Origin of the sequence: Mesorhizobium sp. C120A, from assembly GCF_030323105.1 — a bacterium.
Classification (GTDB): domain Bacteria; phylum Pseudomonadota; class Alphaproteobacteria; order Rhizobiales; family Rhizobiaceae; genus Mesorhizobium.
This window is the reverse complement of sequence record NZ_CP100476.1, coordinates 2,673,482-2,692,951: the sequence shown is the minus strand read 5'-3', so window position 1 is coordinate 2,692,951 and position 19,470 is coordinate 2,673,482. Positions and strand designations below refer to the sequence as shown.

Sequence of the window (19,470 nt, the reverse complement as noted above, 5' to 3'; positions counted from 1 at the left end):
AGGGCCAGCCGGCGCCAACCGCCGGCTGGTCCGGACGTGAGCGTTACTTCACGTCGACTTTGAGCTGCTGCCACAGCGCCAGATAGGCCTCGCGCTGCGCGTCGGTGATCGGCGCCTGGAACTGGATGCGCTTGGCCACCTCGGGATCGCCCATCACCTTGCGGTTGAAGGAGTCTTCAGGCAGCGCTTCCACCGCCTTGGTGTTGGCCGACACCGGCGCGCCGACCTTGGTGACCCATTCGACATAGAATTTCGGATCGATCATCCAGTTGATGAAGGCCTGCGCACCCTCGACATTCTTCGAGCCCACGGGAATAGAGAACGCGTCGAGCCAGGCGACGGCGCCTTCCTGCGGAACGACCAGCGAGACCGGCAGCTTGAAATGCGTCTTGGCACGGTCGGCCGAGCCGCTCCAATAGGTGCCGATGTCGATCTGGTTGGAGGCGACCATCTGGTTCCAGTCGTTCTCCGAGCTCCAGAACGTCTTGATCTGCGGCATCAGCGAGGTCAGCTTCGCCTTGACCGCTTCCATATCCTTGATGTCGTTGATATTCTGACCGGTGGCGATGGCGCCGAACTGCACCGCTTCGACAGCGTCGTCGCGAATGACGACCCGGCCCTTATGCGCTGGGTCCCACATTTCGGCGATCGAGGTCGGTGGCTTGTCGAAGGACTTTTCGTTGATTGCCAGCGCCGTCAGGCCCCACACCCACGGCACGCCATAGACCTTGCCGTCATGGTCGAGCATCGGCGATTGCGCCTTGTCCTTGCTGATGTCGGCATAGTTCGGCAGCTTCGAGACATCGATCGGCTGGATCAGCTTTTCCGCCATCGCCTGATCGTTGAAGGCGGCGTTGATCATGACCACGTCATAGAGGCCCGGATTGGTGCGGATCTTGGTCAGCATTTCCTGTTCGGAATTGAAGAAGTCGTTGACGACCTTGTTGCCGGTCGCCTTTTCGAAGGCTTCGATCGCCCACGGCTCGTCGGCGCCGTAGCCCTTCCAGTTGAGCACATGCACTTCGGCGGCACTGGCGGCCAGCGTGAGCGCGGAGGTGATGACGGCGGTCGCCGTCAGCAGGGCAGTCAGTCTTGGCATGCGCATGTTCGTTCCTCTCTTGTTTGCCCGCTTGGCGGGTCAGGCTGTCTGATGGGCCTTCTGGTTCTGGCCCGGCTCGCCCGTGGCGGCCTGGCTCAGGAAAGTCTGGATCTCGCTGTCGGTCGGCGCCGATGAGCCGCCATGGCGGGTGACGGAAAGTGCTGCCGCCGCATTGGCATAGCGCGCCGCCTCGAAGGGATGCACGCCGCGCGAGAGTGCACTGACGAAACCGCCGATATGGGTGTCGCCGGCGCCATTGGTGTCGATGGCATCGACCTTGAAGCCGGCAATGGTCTGCGTCTCGCCATTGACCAACCTCACGAAACAGCCCTTGGCGCCGGCGCGGATAACGACGCCTTCGGCCTTTGGGCAGTGGTCGGCGAGCAGCCGGGCGGCGAGTGCCTCGACATCGCCTTGCCCAGCGATCTCGACCGCTTCCGTCATGTTGCAGCTCAGCCATGTCGTACGGGCAAGCACCCGCGACAGGATGGGACGTGGGATATCCGCGATGACCGGCGTTGGATCGAAAACGAAGGGAATGTTTTCTGGCAGCGCCTCGATCCAGTCGGTCAGCGCGTCGCGGCTGCCGAGATAGCTCAGCGTATAGCCCGACGTGAACACCCAATCATCAGGCGCGACCACCACGGGCCTCATCATCTCGAGGCTGAGAATGCTCTCCGCACCGGGCCACGACACGAAGGTGCGCTCGGCATCCCCGGAGATCATGGCGACGCAATTGCCGCTGTCCATGACCGGCGATGGCGGCGTCAGCGTTGTGATGCCTTCGGCCGCAAATGCGGCGCGCAAGAAATCGCCATTCGGTCCGCTGCCGAGCTGGCCGCCGAACACCACCGTCATGCCGGTGCGGCTGGCCGCGACCATCATGTTGAAGCCGCCGCCGGCGACCTGCGCAAAGCTCGACGCGGTCTTCTCGCAGCCCGGCGCCGGCAAGGCGTCGATGCGGTAGACATAGTCGACGACGGCGCTGCCGATATGGACCAGACGCCCACTCATGCCGCGGCATCCTTGCTGGCCTTTGCCGTGCGCGCCGCGACGAGGTCTTCGGCAAGCGAGCGCACCCCCGCCATATCTATGCCGACGAGCCTGGCAATGTGTTGTTGCGGAAGTTGCGAAAAGCCGACGCAGGCGCCGGCCATGCCTGAGGCAATCGCGCCGATCGTGTCGGTGTCGCCGCCGAGATTGGCGCTGATGATTGCCGCTTGCCAGGGATCGCCCTGCGCGACTTCAAGCACGGCGAAAGCTGCCGGCACGGACTCCTGGCTGGCCACACCGGTGCCGACGAGATCGGTGATGAGCCCGATCGCATCCCGCATGGTCTTGCCGCGCACGAGCTCCTGCGCCCAGGCGATACGCGCGGCGATATCGCCACCAGTCACCCAATGTCCGAGCCGGGCGCCTCGCCGCGCGGCTGCTACCGCGCTGTCGGAGGCGGCACGCCAGTCGCCACCGGCGACGCCGTGGCTGGCGGCGGCGGCAACTGCTGCGGCCGAAGCGATGGCGATCGAGGTGTTGTGCGTGGCACGGCAAGTTTCGGCGACCTTGGCGACGAAAGCGTCGAGCGGTTCCAGCGGCATCATGATGCCGACCGGCGCGATGCGCATGGCCGCGCCATTGGTGTCGCCCCGGCTTCCCGCCTCTTCCGCCGGCACGCCGTCATTGATGGCGTCGATGGCGCGCTTGGTCGATGGTCCCAGCAGGTCATAGCTGCCGCGCGCCTTGACCTCGCGCTCCCAGTCGAGCAGTGCGTTCACCCAGCGCGCATGATCGAAGCGGTCGCCGGACTCGACGAGAATGCGACCAAGCAGCAGGGCCTGTTCGGTATCGTCGGTGATGGTGCCGGCAACGAGCCCCTTCGACACCGGATGATCGGCAAACGGCGCCACGAAATCCTCGACATGGCCGTATAGCTCGGCGATCCGCGCCGGCGACAGAAGCTGCGTCGGCATGCCCAGCGCATCACCGAGCGCCCCACCGACAAGCGCGCCCATGGCGCGATCGAGCGTGTCGTTGGTTCTGTCCGGCATCGCTCAAAACCTCATATGCAGCGCGAAATGCGCCGGGTTGAGCAGGCTGGTTACATATTCGATCGGCCGGTCGTCGGCCGCACGCGTCAGCCGGCGTCCGCGCAGGAACGGCGTGCCTTGCGGGCAGCCGAGAATGGCGGCGTCTTCGGCATTCAGCATCTCGATGCCGACCCATTCCTCGCCATGGTCTGGGATGAGGCCGGCGCCGCGCAGCGTCTGGTGCAGCGAGCCTTCGCGCAGACCGCGCAGCGGCACGTCCTCCAGTTCGGGCGACAGCGGCAGGCGGCTGCGTTCGATGGAGATCGCATGGCCGTCGCTAGCATTGGTGCGCACCCGGTCGACGGCGATGAAGAACGGGCTTTCGATGCCAAGCAGCGCGGCAAGATCGGCATCCTCGATCACTTCAAGCCGCAGCGTCCGCGTCTCGGCATTGGCGCCGGCATTGGCCAGCGCCCGCGACCAGCCAATGCTGTCATCGACCGGCTTGCCGTCGAAAGTGACGAAGGAGCCGATGCCGACCTTGGTCGTGATCAGCCCACGGCTGGACAACTCCTCGAGGCCCTTGCGGACCGTGTTGCGGCTGACGGAAAAGCGCTGGACGAGTTCGTTCTCGCTTTGCAGGCGGTCGCCGAAGCCAAGCACGCCGGAGCGGATCTCATGTTCGAGAACGGTGGCGATCTGCTCGGGCTTGCCCGTGCCGGGAGAAAGTTGAACCGCGCGCCGCTTCATATGGGTACCTGTTCAATAAACCTGTATAGTCCTGTTCGATATTGGAGTTGAAGGGCGACGTCAACGATATATTTGGATTCACGCATATGCGTTGTGCTCAGGAGGTGCCCCGGGCATCGTTTGTTCGCATGGCGACGCTAACCGCGCAGGGCGTCCCGTCTCCGAGACAGAGCGGGGGCAGCGCTTCCCTCAGGCGATTAGCCTTGCGCTCACACGAAGAAAAATTCCTCAATCCGTTGCTTGGCCGTCCGCAGCGCTGGCAGGATATCCCGCTCCATCGCCTCGACGGAGAACCGCGCCGACTGCGTCGAGACGTTGATCGCCGCCGCGGTCTTGCCGGCGCGGTCATAGATCGGCACCGCTATCGAGCGCAGGCCAAGTTCCAGCTCTTCATCGACGACGGCAAAGCCATCCGCCCTCGCCGCGTCGATGGCCTTGGCCAGCGCGGCGCGGCTGGTGATCGTCTTCGGCGTGCGCCGTTCGATCCTCGCCTCTGCAAGCAAGGCCTTCAGCTCATCCGCGCCCAGCCCCGCAAGCAGGACGCGCCCCATCGAGGTGCAATGCGCCGGCAGCCTGGTGCCGACATCGAGCGAAACGCTGAGGATGCGGCGGCCAGGAATGCGCGCGACATAGACGACTTCCTCGCCCGACAGCACCGCCGCGTTACAGGCCTCGTCGAACTGGGCGGCCACGTCGCGCATGATGGGTGCGGCGAATGTCCACAGCGAGGCGCCGCCGAGCCAGGAGCGCACGATGGTGAGCAGGCGCGGCGATAGCGAAAACTGCCGGCCGGATTGCGTGGCATAGCCGGTCGCGGTTAGCGTCAGCAGGAAGCGACGCGCGCCGGCGCGGGTCAGCCCCGCCTCCTCCGCCATTTCGGTCAGCGTCATCCCGGCCGGATGCCGGGCCAGTATCTCCATGACTGCAAGGCCGCGCTCCAGCGAGCCGACATGGTCGCGTGTCGTTGCCTCGTCCTCCATGCGGCCTCCGCAAGACAATGCGCCGCCTTGACTCGTCTCGGCGGCGCGATGTAAAAATATCTCATACAAAACAAATGTTCGCAACACGAACTTTTTGAACTTCGGAGTTCTTGGCGATGGTCAATTTCCTGCCGCTCAAACAGGCCGTGGCTGAGAACCTGCATGATGGCGATACGGTCGCCTTCGAAGGCTTCACGCATCTGATCCCGACGGCGGCGGCGCATGAGGCCATCCGCCAGGGCTTTCGCGACCTGACGCTCATCCGCATGACCCCCGACCTGATCTACGACCAGATGATCGGCATGGGCATGGCCAAGAAGATCATCTTCTCCTATGTCGGCAATCCCGGCGTCGGCCTGCTGCGCCGCGCCCGCGACGCCATCGAGAACGGCTTCCCCCGGTCGATCGAGATCGAGGAGCACAGCCATGCCGGCATGGCCAACGCCTACGAGGCGGGAGCTGCCGGCCTGCCTTGCGCGGTGTTCCGCGGCTATCGCGGCGCCGGGCTGGCGGCAGTCAATCCCAACATCCGCTCGGTCACCTGCCCGTTCACCGGCGAGGTGCTTGCCGCCGTTCCTTCCATCCGACCGGACGTGACCTTCATCCACGCTCAGAAGGCCGACAAAAAAGGCAATGTGCTGGTCGAAGGCATTATCGGCATCCAGAAGGAAGCGGTGCTCGCGGCCAAGCGCGCCGTGGTGACGGTAGAGGAAGTCGTCGACAATTTCGACGACCTGCATCCCAACCTCACCGTGCTGCCGCGCTGGACCATCGCTGCGATCTCGGTGGTATCAGGCGGTTCGCATCCCTCCTACACGCACGGCTACTATGCCAGGGACAACGCCGCCTATCTCGAATGGGACGACATCGCCGCCAACCGTGAAAAATTCCAGACCTGGATGCAGGCCAATGTCCTTGAGCGCACGGCGGACGATTTCGCCGGCCGCGTAAAGCATCTGAGGAGCGCGGCATGAGCGGCTTTACTCCCAATGAGATGATGACGATTGCCGCCAGCCGAGCCCTGAAAAACGACGATGTCTGCTTCGTCGGCATTGGCGCGCCGTCGGCCGCCTGCAACGTCGCGCGACTGACGCATGCGCCCGACATCACGCTGATCTATGAAAGCGGCACCATCGGCACCGCGCCCGATGTTTTGCCGCTTTCGATCGGTGACGGCGAACTTTGCGACACCGCCGTCACGACCGTCTCGGTGCCGGAGATGTTTCGCTACTGGCTGCAGGGCGGTCGCATTTCGATCGGTTTCCTCGGTGCCGCCCAGCTCGACAAGTTCGGCAACATCAACACCACCATCATCGGCGACTATGCGCATCCCAAGACCCGCCTGCCCGGCGGCGGCGGCGCGCCGGAGATCGCCACCTCGTCGAAGGAGATCTACATCACCATGGCGCAGTCCAAGCGCGGCATGGTCGAGAAGATCGACTTCTTCACCTCCTTCGGCCATGGCAATGGCGGCGACCATCGCCAGCGCCTCGGCATCGAGACCGCTGGACCGACGCTGCTGATCACCGACCTCGCCATCTGGAAGCCCGACCCGATGAGCAAGGAATTCACCGTGGTGTCGCTGCATCCCGGCGTGACGCGGCAGCAGGTGCAGGACAGCTGCGGCTGGATCGTAAAGTTCGCCGAGGCGCTTGACGAAACGCCGGCGCCGACGGAACTCGAGCTGACGACATTGCGTGACCTGCAGGCCCGCACCAAGGCGGCGCATGAGGGAAGCGGAAAAGAAAAGGCCGCATGACATGACCGAGGCATTCATCTGCGATTACATCCGCACCCCGATCGGCCGTTTCGGCGGCTCGCTGTCGTCGGTGCGGGCCGACGATCTTGGCGCCATCCCGCTGAAGGCGCTGGTCGAGCGCAATGCCGGCATCGACTGGCAGGCTGTCGACGACGTCGTCTATGGCTGCGCCAATCAGGCCGGCGAGGACAACCGCAATGTAGCCCGCATGTCGCTGCTCCTGGCCGGACTGCCGAAGGAAATTTCAGGCTCGACCGTCAATCGCCTCTGCGGGTCCGGCATGGACGCGCTCACCATTGCCGCCCGCGCCATCAAGGCGGGCGAAGCCGAGTTGATGATCGCCGGCGGCGTCGAATCGATGAGCCGCGCGCCCTTCGTCATGCCCAAGGCCGAGACCGCCTTTTCACGCCATGCCGAGATCCATGACACCACCATCGGCTGGCGTTTCATCAACCCGCTGATGAAGAAACAATATGGCGTCGATTCCATGCCGGAGACCGGCGAGAACGTCGCCGAGGATTTTTCAGTGTCGCGCGCCGACCAGGACGCCTTTGCCGTGCGCAGCCAGGACAAGGCCGTCGCGGCACAGGCCAATGGCCGGCTGGCGAAGGAGATTACCCCGGTGACGGTCCCGCAGAAAAAGGGCGATGCGACTATCGTATCGAAGGATGAGCATCCCCGCGCCGGCACCACGGTCGAGTCGCTGGCCAAATTGCCGACGCCGTTCCGGCAAGACGGCACGGTCACCGCCGGCAACGCATCGGGCGTCAACGATGGCGCGGCGGCGCTGATCATCGCCTCCGAAGCGGCTGTGAAAAAACACGGCCTGACGCCGATCGCCCGCATCCTCGGCGGCGCTGCCGCCGGCGTGGCGCCGCGCATCATGGGCATCGGCCCTGCTCCGGCGACACAAAAGCTCTGCGCTCGCCTCGGCCTGACACCGCACCAATTCGATGTCATCGAACTCAACGAAGCCTTCGCCTCCCAAGGCATCGCCGTGCTCCGCCAACTCGGCATCGCCGAGGATGCGGAGCACGTCAACCCCAATGGCGGCGCCATCGCGCTTGGTCATCCCTTGGGCATGTCGGGCGCGCGCATTGCAGGCACGGCTGCGCTGGAGCTTCGCGAGCGCGGCGCCCGCTATGCGCTCGCCACGATGTGCATCGGCGTCGGCCAGGGCATCGCAGTGGCGCTCGAACGGGTTTGAGATCGCACTGCCCTTAATAGGGCAAACCGACATAGTTCTCCGCCAGCGCGGTCGACGCCGCCTGCGAATGCACGAGATAGTCGAGCTCGGCTTCCTGGATGCGCTGGCCGAACTCGCCCGTATCGGGAAAGCGGTGCAGCATCGTCGTCATCCACCAGGAGAAGCGCACCGCCTTCCACACCCGAGCCAGCGCTTTGGCTGAATAGGCGTCAAGCCCGGCCTGCGATTTGTCCAGACAGAATTCGCGAAGTCCGGCAAAGAGATAGCGCACGTCGCTGGCAGCGAGGTTGAGCCCTTTGGCGCCGGTCGGGGGCACGATATGGGCGGCGTCGCCGACCAGGAACAGCCGGCCGAAGCGCATCGGCTCGGCAACGAAGGAGCGCAGCGGCGCGATCGACTTTTCGAAGGACGGCCCGGTAACAACGGCGGCGGCAGTCTGCTCGGGCAGGCGACGGCGCAACTCATCCCAGAAGCGGTCGTCGCTCCAGGCCTCGACGCTCTCATCAACCGGAACCTGCACATAGTAGCGGCTGCGATGTGTCGAGCGCATCGAGCACAGCGCAAAGCCCCGCTCATGGTTGGCGTAGACCAGTTCGTGATCGGCCGGCGGCACTTCGGCCAGCACGCCGAGCCAGCCGAAGGGATAGGTCCGCTCGAAGGTTTTCAGCGCCCGCTCAGGCACCGATTTGCGGCTGACGCCGTGATAGCCATCGCAGCCGGCGATGAAGTCGCAGTCGATGCGATGGCCGACGCCGTCCTTGCTATAGGTGACGTAAGGCGCTTCGCCATCGAAACCATGCAGCGCGACGTTGGCCGCCTCATAGACGGTGGTCAGCCCGGCCGCCTCGCGCTTGTCCATCAGATCGTGCGTCACTTCGGTCTGGCCATAGACGGTGACATGCTTTCCCCCAGTCAGTGCCGTGAGGTCGAGCCGGTGCAGGCCGCCGCCGAAGGCAAGCGAGATGCCGGCATGCAGCAGGCCCTCGGCATGCAGCCTTGCAGCTGCGCCCGCCTCTTCGAGCAACTCGACGGTGCCTTGTTCGAGCACCCCTGCCCGCACCCGGCCAAGCACATGCTCCCGGCTCGAACGTTCGAGGATCACCGTCTCGACGCCAATGGTGCCGAGAAGCTGGCCAAGCAGCAGCCCGGACGGTCCGGAGCCGACAATGACAATCCGGGTGCGCATCAGTGTCCCAGGCTTTCGATCTGTCCGGCGAGTTCGGCGGCGAGCCGTAGCGCAGCCGCGGTCGCAACCGCCATCTGCGGCAAGAGCAGCCATTCCAGCGTCCAGGCAGCACCGGAGCGCTCCTGCTCATGCACCAGCGCCTGATGCATGCCGGAAAGCTGGGTGGCGTTGAAGCGCGCCAGCGTCACCAGCACTTCCGCCTTCACCGGGTTCTGCTTGTGCGGCATGGCCGACGAGCCGCCGCCGCCGGACAGCTTGATGTCGGTTCTATCTTGAGCCATCAGCGCAATGTCCTGGCCGAACTTGCCGAGGCTGCCGGTGATGAGCGATAGCAGCCCGGCGAATTCGGCCAGCGCATCCCGCTGGCTGTGCCATTGCGGCGCGTCGCCAAGGCCGAGCTTTGCGGCAAGGGCCGCGCGCACGGCAGGTCCTTTGTCGCCCAGCTTCTCCAGCGTGCCGGCGGCGCCGCCAAACTGCACCACGAGCAGACGCTTGGATTGCTCCGACAGTCTCTGCTGATGCCGTTGCAGCGGCGTGCGCCACACCGCCACGCGGTCCGACGCCTGAATTGGGATCGCCGGCTGCATGCGCGTCATCGCTGTCAATGCACGGCTGCCAAAACGTTCTTCCAGCCCCACCAGCCGCAGAATGTTTTCAGTCAGCAGCAGGTCGAGATGTTCAATGAGCCGGCGCAGCCGAAGCACCAGGCCAGTGTCGATGACGTCCTGGCTGGTTGCGCCGAAATGCACGCCGGCGTCGTGCGGCGCCCCGACCGCTGCCTTCAACTGGCGCACCAGTTCGGGCACGATCACGCCATCCTTCGCCACACCGGCCCGCAGCCGCGCGGTGTCCGGCTTGTATGACAACAGGACAGGTACAATCGCCGCGGCGGCATCCGTGCCGATAGTCCCGCTTTCGGCTTCCGCTTGCGCCAGCGCGCGCTCGAAATCGAGCATGGCGGCGATTTCCGCATCCACCGAAAAATGCCGAGCCGCCTCCTCGTCGCCGAGCAGGCCGGAGAGCAGCGGATGGTCGAAGGGCGATACGGTCATGTCATTGGTTTCCTGACCGTCAGCTGTCGAAGAAGACCGTTTCCTTCTCCCCTTGGAGATGGACGTCGAAAATATAGTTGTCGCCTTGCCGCTCGGCGATCAGCGTCGGCACGCGCACCTTGTGCTCGATGCGGGCCAGGATCGGATCCTCGGCATTGGCCTTGGCCTCGTCGGAGAAATAGAGCCGCGTGTGGAGGCCGATATTGATGCCGCGGGCGACGATCCACAGGCTGATATGCGGCGCCATCAGCCGGCCGTCGCCATACGGCACGCGTCCCGGCTTGATCGTCTGAAAACTGCACAGGCCGGTTTCCATGTCGGTCGGCTGACGGCCCCAGCCCTGAAAATCCGGATCGGCATCGCCGCGCAATTCGGCCGGCGAATTGTAGAAGCCATTGGCATCCGCTTGCCAGATTTCGATCAAGGCATCCCTGAGCGGCGTGCCGGTGCCGTCGAGCACGCGGATGCGCAAACCGATGCGCTCGCCCTTGGTCTTGTCGTTGAGCATCGTCGCGCCGAGGTCTGTCGGATAGACGCCGCCGATACCACCGAAATTCGGCGTCAGCCCGATATGCACGTAGGGCCCGGCGGTCTGCGACGGGCTCTCCTTCAGCCGGGTCAGCGATTGCGCCATCAATTGCCCTCCGGCCGGTTTTCGAACAGCGCGGCGCGGCGCCCGCGCAGCACGATGTCGAACTTGTAGGCGCGCGCGTCGAACGGGATCGTCGCCTGCATGTCGAGCGCCGCGACCAGCGTCTCAACGGCCGCCTTGTCACGGATACCGCGCACGATCGGGCACCGCCAGATCAGCGGGTCGCCCTCGAAATACATCTGCGTGATCAGCCGCTGTGCGAAGCCGTGGCCGAACACCGAGAAATGGATGTGCGATGGCCGCCAGTCATTGGGCCCGTTCGGCCAGGGATAGGGACCGGGCTTCACCGTGCGAAAGGCATAGCCGCCATCGGCATCGGTGATGGTGCGGCCGCAGCCGCCGAAATTCGGATCGAGCGGCGCGAGATAGCCGTCCTTCTTGTGGCGGTAACGGCCGCCTGAATTGGCCTGCCAGAATTCGAGCAGCGCGCCGGAGACGCCCTGGCCGCGCTCGTCGAGCACGCGGCCATAGACGATGATACGCTCGCCGATTGCGCTCTCGCCGGGCTTGGCGAAGTTGTGGATCAGGTCATTGTCGAGTTCGCCGAGCATGGCGTGGCCGAACACCGGACCGGTGATTTCGGACGCCGTGTTGTCGAAGGCCAGCAGCGCCTTTTGCGGCGAGCGCAACACCGACGTCTTGTAGTCGGGCGTCAGCGCCGGCGGATGCCAGCCACGGTCGCGCTGGAAGAAGGCTCCGCTCTCGGGCCTGCGGTTCGAGCCGGCATCAGCTGGCATGGCCAGCCCTGCTTCCGTCCATTTCCGAAAACACCTCCTTGGCGATCCTGAAGGCGCGGTTGGCGGCCGGCACGCCGGCATAGATCGCGACATGCAGGAACGCTTCGCAGATATCGTCGCGCGACGCACCGGTGTTGGCGGTGGCGCGCACATGCATGGCGACCTCTTCATCATGGCCAAGGGCGGCCAGCAGTGCCAGCGTCACGATCGAGCGTTCGCGCCTGCTGAAGCCCGGACGCGCCCACACAGTGCCCCAGGCTGCCTCGGTGATCAGCTCCTGGAACGGCCGGTCGAAATCGGTGACGGCATCCTCGCTGCGATCGACATGCGGGTCGCCGAGCACCGAGCGCCTGACGGTCAGCCCGGTCTGATATCTGGTTTCGTTTTTGGGCAGTTCATCCATGGGTCTGCTTTCTCAGGGGAAGCGCCGCGACGAAATCGCGGATCAGGGTGGTCAGCGCCTTGGGCTGTTCGACGCAAGGGATGTGCGCGGCGTCACGAATGATTTCGAAATGTGCGCCTGGGATCAGATCGGCCAGCCAGCGGACGAGATCCGGCGGCGTCGAGCCGTCCTGGTCGCCAACGACGCAAAGCGTGGGTACCGCGATCCCCTGCGCGGCCTCGGTGAAATCGGCATCGCGCACCGCGGCGCAGGTGCCGACATAGCCGGCGACGGCTTGCCGGGTCATCATGTTCCAGTAGCCGTCGAGCTCGGCGACACGGTCCGCGTGGAAGGCAGGCGTAAACCACATTTTGAGCACGGCATCGGCGATGGCCTGGATACCTTTGCTTTCGACCGTTTCGATGCGGGTGTTCCAGCTGTCGGCCGTGCCGATCTTGTGGGCGGTGTCGCACAGGATGAGGCCGTCGACGATTTCGGGGCGCCGGGCATAAAACCCTTGCGCAATCAGGCCGCCCACCGACAGGCCGCACAGCACCGCATTGTTCAGTTCGAAATGATCGATCAGGCCCGACAGATCATCGACATGCTCGTCGATCGAGCTGACGCCACCAATGTCGGACAGGCCATGGCCGCGCTTGTCGTAGACCAACACAGGCATTTCGCCACCCAGTTCGGACAACACCTCGTCCCAGACGCGGAAGTCGGTGCCCAGCGAATTGATGAACACGATCGGCCGCGCATTTCCCTTCGCCTTGATATGGCGATGGTGCAGCGTGATGCCGCCAATGTTGACGAATGGCACGATTTCGATCCTCCGTGTTCACATTGCACAAGGCATTTGGTTTGGTAAAATGATATTTTACGCCGTTTCATTAACTGCTAGGTTATGAGAACATGTCCGAAAGCCGCATAAGGTTCCGTCACCTGCAGGCATTCCTTGAGGTAGCGCGGCAAGGCAGCGTGGCGAGGGCGGCCGACTTTCTCCATGTCAGCCCACCGGCCGTGACCAAGACGTTGCGCGAATTGGAGGAGGCGCTTGGCATCGCTGTCGTCGAACGCGACGGCCGCGGCATCAGGGTGACACGGCTTGGCGAAATCTTTCTCGGCCATGCCGGCACGGCGATCACGGCACTGAAGCGCGGCGTCGATTCCGTCCGCCAGGACGGCGCCATCAACCGGCATCCGATCCGCATCGGCGCGCTCCCGACAGTGTCGGCCAAGGTGATGCCACGCGCCATAAGCCTGTTCCTGAGTGAAAATACCGGTGCTGCGATCAAGATCGTCACCGGCGAGAACGCGGTCCTGCTGGAACAGTTGCGCGTCGGTGCGCTCGATCTCGTCGTCGGCCGGCTTGCGGCGCCGGAAAACATGACCGGCTTCTTCTTCGAGCATCTCTATTCCGAACCGGTGCTGTTCGTGGTGAGGGCCGGCCATCCGCTGCTGCAGCCGGGCCAGGACATCTTCGCCCGGCTCGATGAATTCCCGGTGCTGATGCCGACGCGGGAGTCGGTCATCCGCCCCTTCGTCGACCGCCTGTTCATCACCAACGGCATGACGGCGCCTGCGACCGAGATCGAGACCGTCTCGGATTCCTTCGGCCGTGCCTTCCTGCGCCAAAGCAATGCGGTCTGGATCATATCGACAGGCGTCGTCGCCAACGAACTCTCCAGCGGCGCCTTCGTCGCCTTGCCCGTCAACACCGAGGAAACCAAAGGGCCGGTCGGCCTGACGATGCGGACCGACACTGCGCCTTCGCCGGCCTTCACCATCCTGCTGCAGACCATTCGCGAGGCGGCCAGCCAGAACGCCTGAGCACCTTTCGCCAATCTGGCGCAGAGCGGGCCTTCAGCCGTATTTCCATAACCTGTTGGTTAACGAAACACCGCAAAATATCATTTTACCAAACCAAACACCTAGGGCACTGTGACGATGGGAGGATCGAAATCGTGCCGTTATCGGCATTGGCGGCGTTCCGCTGCCGCCTCAAGGCCTGCCGGGGCGATCTCCGATCTTAAGAACGGGCGGCATCGATTTTGAGCAGGCCGGCGGTGACCTCCAGGTGCCGTCAGGAAAGGGAGGAATACCAGCATGACCTCAAGCAAATCCGGCGTCTCGCGGCGCCAGTTCATCGCCACATCGCTCGCCGGCGGCGCGGCACTTGCGCTCAGCCGCGGCCAGGCATTCGCGCAGGCCGCCGACACGCTGAAGGTCGGCTTTGTCAGCCCGCGCACCGGGCCGCTCGCCGGCTTCGGCCAGACCGACGGCTATGTGCTCGATCTCGCCCGCAAGGCGCTCGCCAACGGCCTCGACATCGGCGGCAAGAAATACAGTGTCGAGATCATCGACCAGGACACGCAATCCGACCCGTCGCGCGCCGGCCAGCTCGCCAAGGACCTCATCAACAACCAGGCCGTCGACCTGATGCTGGCGGTGTCGACGCCGGAGGTGATCAACCCGGTCGCCGACGCCTGCGAAGCCGCCGGCGTGCCTTGCCTCTCCACCGTTATGCCGTGGGAGGCCTGGTATTTCGGCCGCGGCGCCAAGCCCGGCGAACCCTCGCCGTTCAAATGGACCTATCATTTCGGCTTCGGCGTCGACGAGTTCTTCCGGACCTACATCTCGCAATGGAACCTGATCGAGACCAACAAGAAGGTCGGCGTCATGTATCCCAACGACGCCGACGGCAATGCCATCCGCACCCATCTGGCGCCGTTGCTGGCAAAGCAGGGTTTCACCATCGTCGATCCCGGCGCCTACGAGACCGGCACCACCGACTATTCCTCGCAGATCGCTCTGTTCAAGCAGGAAGGCGTCGAGATCTTCAACTCCTTCCCGATCCCGCCGGACTTCGCCGCCTTCTGGCGCCAGGCCGCGCAGCAAGGCCTGATCAAGCAGATCAAGATCTGCCAGGTCGCCAAGACCGGGCTGTTCCCGTCCGACATCGAGGCGCTCGGCGATCTCGGCAACAAGATTTCGAGCGCCGCTTACTGGCACAAGGCCTTCCCCTACAAGTCGCCGCTGACCGGCGTTTCGGGGACCGAACTGGCCGACGGTTATGAGGCCGCCAGCGGCAAGCAATGGACGCAGCAGCTCGGCGCCTCGATGTCGCTGCTCGACGCCGGCTTCGAGGCCCTGAAGGCAAGCACCGACGCCAAGGACAAGGCGGCCGTCGCCAAGGCGCTGAGCACGCTCAACACCGAGACCATGATCGGCAAGGTCGACTTCACCAGCGGCCCGGTCGCCAATGTCTCTCCCGGCCCGATCATCGGCACCCAATGGGTGGCGGCCAAGGAAGGCGGCAAATTCCCGCTCGACTACGTCGTGACCGAGAACGCCACCGACCCGAAGGTTCCGGTCGAGGCCAAGCTCCAGCCGTATAACGGCTGACGGACGGCTACGGGGGTCGCATCGTGAACGGTTCAGCAAACGCCGCGATCCTCCGCGCTGCCGGCATCCAGAAACGCTTCGGCGCGCTGGTGGTGCTCGACGATGTCGACTTCGCCATGAATGCCGCTGAGGCCGTCGGCATCGTCGGCCCGAACGGCGCCGGCAAGACGACGCTGCTCAGCATCTTGTCAGGCGCCTTCCCGCCGAGCGCCGGCACGGTCGCCTTCAAGGGCGGCGACGTGACGGCGCTGCCGGCCACGGCGCGCTGTCGTCTCGGCCTGGTGCGCACGCACCAGGTGCCGAAACCGTTCAGCGGCATGACCACGTTCGAAAACGTCTTCGTCGCCGCGTCGCATGGGGCGGGTCTCGCCCGCGACGAGGCCTATGAAGCGGCGTTGGCGTCGCTGAAACTGTGCGGCATGCTGGGCGTCGCCAACCGACGCGCCGAGACACTCGGCCTGCTCGACCGCAAGCGGCTGGAACTGGCCCGCGCGCTTGCCGCAAGGCCGACCCTGCTTCTGCTCGACGAGATCGGCGGCGGACTGACCGATGGCGAGGCGAGCGAACTCGTCGATACCATCAAGGAATTGCGCCGGCGCAAGATCGGCATCGTCTGGATCGAGCACATCGTCCACATCCTGCTGCAGGTGGCCGAGCGGCTGATCTGCATGGATGCCGGAAAGATCATTGCCGATGGCGAGCCGCAAGCCGTGATGGCCGATCCCGAAGTCGTGCGCGCCTATCTCGGTGGAGGCCCGAAATGAGCCTGCTCGCAATCGAGAATCTGGTCGTCCGCCACGGCCTGTTGCAGGCGGTGCGCGGTGTGAGCTTTACGATCGAGCGCCGCGAAACGCTGGCGCTGGTCGGCGCCAACGGCGCCGGCAAGACGACGCTGCTCAGGGCAATCGCCGGCGCGCATCAGCCGACTGCCGGCCGTGTGCTGCTGGACAGCGCCGACATCACCGGCGTGCCGTCGCACAAGCGCGTCGGCATGGGTGTGGCGCTGGTGCCGGAAGGACGAAAGCTGTTCGTGCAGATGACGGTCGAGGAGAACCTTCTGCTCGGCAAGACCGCCGGCCGGCCCGGCGACTGGAGCGTGGAAAGGGTGCTCGACACGTTCCCCAATCTGAAGCCGCGCCGCCACGCCAAGACCGGGCATCTCTCCGGTGGCGAGCAGCAGGCCACCGCCATCGGCCGCGCGTTGATGAGCAATCCGGAGCTGCTGCTGCTCGACGAGGTCTCGCTCGGCCTGTCGCCGCTGGTGGTCGATCGCGTCTACGCTTCGCTGCAAGGGCTGATCAGCTCCGGCACGACGATCATCCTGGTCGAACAGGACCTCAATCGCGCGCTCTCGGTCTCGGACAAGGTCATCTGCATGCTCGAAGGACGCGTCGCGCTGGAAGGCCCGAGCAAGGGCATGTCCCGCGATGAAGTGACGAAAGCCTATTTCGGCCTGCACAGAAAAAGCGCCGGGAGTGTGCCGGCATGAGCAACCAGATCGTCCAGGGCATCCTGCTCGGCGGCTACTACGCGCTGATCGCCTGCGGCCTCTCCTTCATGTTTTCGGTGATGCGCATCATCAACCTCGCGCATGGCAGCCTGGCCGTGTTTTCCGCCTACGCGCTGTGGTGGCTCGCCTCGCAATTCCATATCTCGCCCTTCGTCGGCCTGCTCATCGTGCTGCCGCTGATGGCGGCCATCGGCTGGGCGCTGCAGCGCTTCCTGCTCGAGCGCAGCGCCCGCGGAGGCGCGCTGCTGCCGATCCTGACCACGTTCGGCCTCGCCATCGTCATCGACAATGCGCTGTTCGAGCAGTTCGGCGCCGACACACGTTCGCTGGCGCCCTATATCGGCAGCCTCTCCTACGATTCCTGGGAATGGCCGGGCAGCATCTATGTCGGCAAGCTTGCCGTGATCATGTTCGCCGCCGCCGTCATATTGCTTGGCGGACTGCAGCTGTTCCTCACCCGCACGTGGCTTGGCCGCTCGATCCGCGCCACGTCGGAAGATCCCGACACGGCCGGTCTCGTCGGCGTCGATGCGCGCCGCGCCAACGCCCTCGCGGCCGCCATCGCCATGGTCACGGTCGGTCTTGCCGGTGCCTTCCTCGGCATGCGCGCCACCTTCGATCCCTATACCGGCGCACCTCAATTGCTGTTCGCTTTCGAGGCGGCGGTGATCGGCGGCGCCGGTTCGCTATGGGGCACGCTGGTCGGCGGCATCGTTCTGGCGCTCGCCCAGACGCTCGGCGCGCAGATCCATCCGCAAGGTTTTCTGATCGGCGGCCATGTCGCCTTCCTGATCGTGCTGTTCATCCGGCTCTCCACCTCCGGCCTCGGCCTGCGCGGCCTGCTGCGCCTGCCCGCGAGGAAAGCATCATGAGCTCGGTTTTAAACGCCCCCGTTATCGAGCGCGGCACCTCCGCCTCGCGCATCTCGGCGATTGCGGTTGTCGTCATCATCGCGCTGCTCGCTGTTGCGCCGCATTTCCTGTCGGCCGGCGCCGTCGACCGCATGACCGCCTTGTTCATCTATGTGATCCTGGCGGCGATGTGGAATGCGCTGGCCGGCTTCGGCGGGCTGGTTTCGGTGGGACAGCAAGTGTTCTTCGGCCTCGGCGCCTATTTCACCATCCGCCTGGCCGATGCAGGCCTCAACCCGTTCGCTTCTCTGTTTGTCTCGGCGATCATTGTCGGCGCGATCTCCTGGCCAATGTCGCTGTTCATGCTGAAGCTGAAGAACGGCGAGTTCGCCATCGGCATGTGGGTGATCGCGGCGCTCACCCATCTGCTGGTCAATCTCGACCGGCTGGTGCAAGGCGAGACCGGGACGTCGCTGATCTCGCTCAACATCTATGACGCCGGTTCCAGGCGGGCGACGATCTACTGGCTGGCGCTGGCCGCGATGACGGCGCTTCTTGCCATCCTGTTTAGCCTGCTGCGTGACAGCACGGGTGCGGCCATCCGCGCCATCAGGGACAATGAGGAGGCCGCGGCATCGGTCGGCGTGCGCGTCACCGGAACCAAGCGGCTGCTCTTCGTGCTCGCCGCCTTCGGCATCGGCATGGCCGGCGCGCTGTGGTTGGCCACGTCGATCACCTTCCAGCCGAAAACCTACTTCAACGTCCAGTGGACCGCCTACATGATCTTCATGGTGCTGGTCGGCGGCATCGGCACCTTCGAGGGCGCCATTCTGGGTGCGCTGCTGTTCTTCCTCATCGAGACCTGGTTCGGCGGCGCCGGCGTCTGGTATCTGATCGGCCTCGGCGCCACGGCGGTGCTGTTCTCGCTGTTCCTGCCGCGCGGCCTGTGGGGAACGCTGGAGGAGCGCTTTGGCCTGCGCCTGCTACCGGTCGGCTACCGGGTCAGGCTGCCGGCAAACGCCGGCGATAGTGACGCGGCGCCCTCGCCGCAACAGGCCGCAACGCATCCAGAAAAGGCGTGACCATGCTGTTCGGCAAGACCATCCTCATCACCGGTGTCGCCTCTGGTATCGGCGCTCTCACGGCCGAACTTGCCGGCCAACTGGGCGCTGACGTGATCGGCGTCGACGTGCGTGAACCGGCAGCATCGGCCGGCAGTTTCGTCAAGGCTGACATCTCATCCAAGGCCGGCGTCGACGATCTCCTCGGGCGCCTGCCGCAGCGCATCGATGCGCTCTGCAATGTCGCCGGCCTCCCCGGCAACACCGGTGCGGTGTCGACACTGGCCGTCAACTTCTACGGCCTGCGCGCGCTCTCGGAAGGCCTCGCACCAAGACTTCGTGAAGGCGGCGCCGTGGTCAACGTCGCCTCGATCGCCGGCTATGGCTGGCGCGCCAATCTCAACCGCGCGGCATCGATGGTCGGCATCGAAGGCTTTCCCGATGTGGCGAAGATGATCGCCGACCATCAGGTGAAGAACGAGGAAGGCTATCCCGTTTCCAAGGAGCTGCTGCTGTTGTGGACGCAGCGCGCCGCACATCAGGACCTGTTCAGGAGCCGCGGCATCCGCGTCAATGCAGTGAGCCCCGGCCCGGTCGAGACGCCGATCCTCAAACAGTTCCGCAATGTGCTGGGTGACGCCCGCGTGGACAGCGACATCGCCAGGGTCGGGCGCGCCGGAACCTCGGGCGACATCGCGCCTGTCGTGCTGTTCCTGTGCTCGGACGGCGCACGCTGGGTCAACGGCGTCAATGTGCCGGTTGACGGTGGGCTTGAAGCATCGATCAATGCCGAGGTACTCGGCTTCTAGACC

At 64.8% G+C, this 19,470-nt stretch carries 21 protein-coding genes; 10 read left to right on the top strand and 11 right to left on the bottom strand.

Annotated elements, in window-relative coordinates; genetic code table 11:
• Nucleotides 1–43 precede the first annotated feature (43 nt).
• From NL532_RS13060 to NL532_RS13040, 5 genes are all read right to left on the bottom strand, one after another.
• Entirely contained in the window at nt 44–1,105 is a 1,062-nt protein-coding gene (locus NL532_RS13060; protein ID WP_023687931.1) for an ABC transporter substrate-binding protein, read from the bottom strand.
• A 33-nt stretch (nt 1,106–1,138) separates the two neighbouring features.
• Complete coding sequence (locus NL532_RS13055; RefSeq protein WP_023829192.1) at nt 1,139–2,113, bottom strand: PfkB family carbohydrate kinase; 975 nt, start codon at nt 2,111–2,113, stop codon at nt 1,139–1,141.
• Complete coding sequence (locus tag NL532_RS13050) at nt 2,110–3,144, bottom strand: ADP-ribosylglycohydrolase family protein (RefSeq protein WP_023829191.1); 1,035 nt, start codon at nt 3,142–3,144, stop codon at nt 2,110–2,112. Before NL532_RS13050 ends, NL532_RS13055 begins: the two co-directional genes overlap by 4 nt.
• 3 nt (nt 3,145–3,147) lie before the next feature.
• A complete protein-coding gene (locus tag NL532_RS13045) occupies nt 3,148–3,873 on the bottom strand; it encodes a GntR family transcriptional regulator (protein WP_023687928.1) in 726 nt (241 codons plus the stop codon).
• Nucleotides 3,874–4,082: 209 nt separating this feature from the next.
• Entirely contained in the window at nt 4,083–4,853 is a 771-nt protein-coding gene (locus NL532_RS13040; RefSeq protein WP_023829190.1) for an IclR family transcriptional regulator domain-containing protein, read from the bottom strand.
• A gap of 116 nt (nt 4,854–4,969) precedes the next feature.
• Between NL532_RS13040 and NL532_RS13035 the strand changes: the two genes are divergently transcribed.
• The 3 genes from NL532_RS13035 to pcaF are packed head-to-tail and all read left to right on the top strand — an operon-like array spanning nt 4,970 to nt 7,819.
• On the top strand, nt 4,970–5,827 hold the full coding sequence (locus NL532_RS13035; protein WP_023829189.1) for a CoA transferase subunit A: 858 nt from the start codon (nt 4,970–4,972) through the stop codon (nt 5,825–5,827).
• On the top strand, nt 5,824–6,612 hold the full coding sequence (locus NL532_RS13030; protein WP_023685267.1) for a CoA-transferase subunit beta: 789 nt from the start codon (nt 5,824–5,826) through the stop codon (nt 6,610–6,612). The genes NL532_RS13035 and NL532_RS13030 overlap by 4 nt, the downstream gene beginning before the upstream one ends.
• Nucleotide 6,613: 1 nt before the next feature.
• Entirely contained in the window at nt 6,614–7,819 is a 1,206-nt protein-coding gene (pcaF, locus tag NL532_RS13025; RefSeq protein ID WP_023687925.1) for a 3-oxoadipyl-CoA thiolase, read from the top strand.
• Nucleotides 7,820–7,832: 13 nt separating this feature from the next.
• Here the strand turns inward: pcaF and pobA are convergent, their stop codons facing one another.
• The 6 genes from pobA to pcaD are packed head-to-tail and all read right to left on the bottom strand — an operon-like array spanning nt 7,833 to nt 12,651.
• Nucleotides 7,833–9,005 (bottom strand): 4-hydroxybenzoate 3-monooxygenase, encoded by a 1,173-nt coding sequence (gene pobA, locus NL532_RS13020; protein ID WP_023829188.1) that lies wholly within the window; start codon nt 9,003–9,005, stop codon nt 7,833–7,835.
• A complete protein-coding gene (locus tag NL532_RS13015) occupies nt 9,005–10,057 on the bottom strand; it encodes a 3-carboxy-cis,cis-muconate cycloisomerase (RefSeq protein WP_023685270.1) in 1,053 nt (350 codons plus the stop codon). Before NL532_RS13015 ends, pobA begins: the two co-directional genes overlap by 1 nt.
• A 19-nt stretch (nt 10,058–10,076) precedes the next feature.
• A complete protein-coding gene (gene pcaG / locus NL532_RS13010) occupies nt 10,077–10,691 on the bottom strand; it encodes a protocatechuate 3,4-dioxygenase subunit alpha (RefSeq protein WP_023685271.1) in 615 nt (204 codons plus the stop codon).
• On the bottom strand, nt 10,691–11,446 hold the full coding sequence (gene pcaH / locus NL532_RS13005) for a protocatechuate 3,4-dioxygenase subunit beta (RefSeq protein WP_023685272.1): 756 nt from the start codon (nt 11,444–11,446) through the stop codon (nt 10,691–10,693). The genes pcaG and pcaH overlap by 1 nt, the downstream gene beginning before the upstream one ends.
• Nucleotides 11,436–11,849, bottom strand: coding sequence for a 4-carboxymuconolactone decarboxylase (gene pcaC / locus NL532_RS13000; RefSeq protein ID WP_023685273.1), 414 nt, complete (start codon nt 11,847–11,849; stop codon nt 11,436–11,438). The genes pcaH and pcaC overlap by 11 nt, the downstream gene beginning before the upstream one ends.
• Complete coding sequence (pcaD, locus tag NL532_RS12995) at nt 11,842–12,651, bottom strand: 3-oxoadipate enol-lactonase (RefSeq protein WP_023687922.1); 810 nt, start codon at nt 12,649–12,651, stop codon at nt 11,842–11,844. The genes pcaC and pcaD overlap by 8 nt, the downstream gene beginning before the upstream one ends.
• Nucleotides 12,652–12,743: 92 nt before the next feature.
• Here pcaD and pcaQ point away from each other — a divergent pair, with 92 nt between their 5' ends.
• From pcaQ to NL532_RS12960, 7 genes are all read left to right on the top strand, one after another.
• The gene (pcaQ, locus tag NL532_RS12990) at nt 12,744–13,661 is read left to right on the top strand and encodes a pca operon transcription factor PcaQ (protein WP_023685275.1); all 918 of its coding nucleotides are present in this window, start codon (nt 12,744–12,746) and stop codon (nt 13,659–13,661) included.
• A 276-nt stretch (nt 13,662–13,937) separates the two neighbouring features.
• Nucleotides 13,938–15,236 (top strand): ABC transporter substrate-binding protein, encoded by a 1,299-nt coding sequence (locus NL532_RS12985; protein WP_023739488.1) that lies wholly within the window; start codon nt 13,938–13,940, stop codon nt 15,234–15,236.
• An 89-nt stretch (nt 15,237–15,325) separates the two neighbouring features.
• Nucleotides 15,326–16,000 carry an ABC transporter ATP-binding protein gene (locus tag NL532_RS12980; protein ID WP_444848975.1) on the top strand — a complete coding sequence of 225 codons (675 nt, stop codon included), beginning with the start codon at nt 15,326–15,328 and terminating at the stop codon, nt 15,998–16,000.
• A complete protein-coding gene (locus NL532_RS12975) occupies nt 15,997–16,725 on the top strand; it encodes an ABC transporter ATP-binding protein (RefSeq protein WP_023696244.1) in 729 nt (242 codons plus the stop codon). Before NL532_RS12980 ends, NL532_RS12975 begins: the two co-directional genes overlap by 4 nt.
• Nucleotides 16,722–17,618, top strand: a complete 897-nt coding sequence (locus tag NL532_RS12970) for a branched-chain amino acid ABC transporter permease (RefSeq protein WP_023829185.1) — start codon at nt 16,722–16,724, stop codon at nt 17,616–17,618. The genes NL532_RS12975 and NL532_RS12970 overlap by 4 nt, the downstream gene beginning before the upstream one ends.
• The gene (locus tag NL532_RS12965) at nt 17,615–18,679 is read left to right on the top strand and encodes a branched-chain amino acid ABC transporter permease (RefSeq protein WP_023829184.1); all 1,065 of its coding nucleotides are present in this window, start codon (nt 17,615–17,617) and stop codon (nt 18,677–18,679) included. Before NL532_RS12970 ends, NL532_RS12965 begins: the two co-directional genes overlap by 4 nt.
• A gap of 2 nt (nt 18,680–18,681) precedes the next feature.
• The gene (locus NL532_RS12960; protein ID WP_023833950.1) at nt 18,682–19,467 is read left to right on the top strand and encodes a coniferyl-alcohol dehydrogenase; all 786 of its coding nucleotides are present in this window, start codon (nt 18,682–18,684) and stop codon (nt 19,465–19,467) included.
• Nucleotides 19,468–19,470 lie beyond the last annotated feature (3 nt).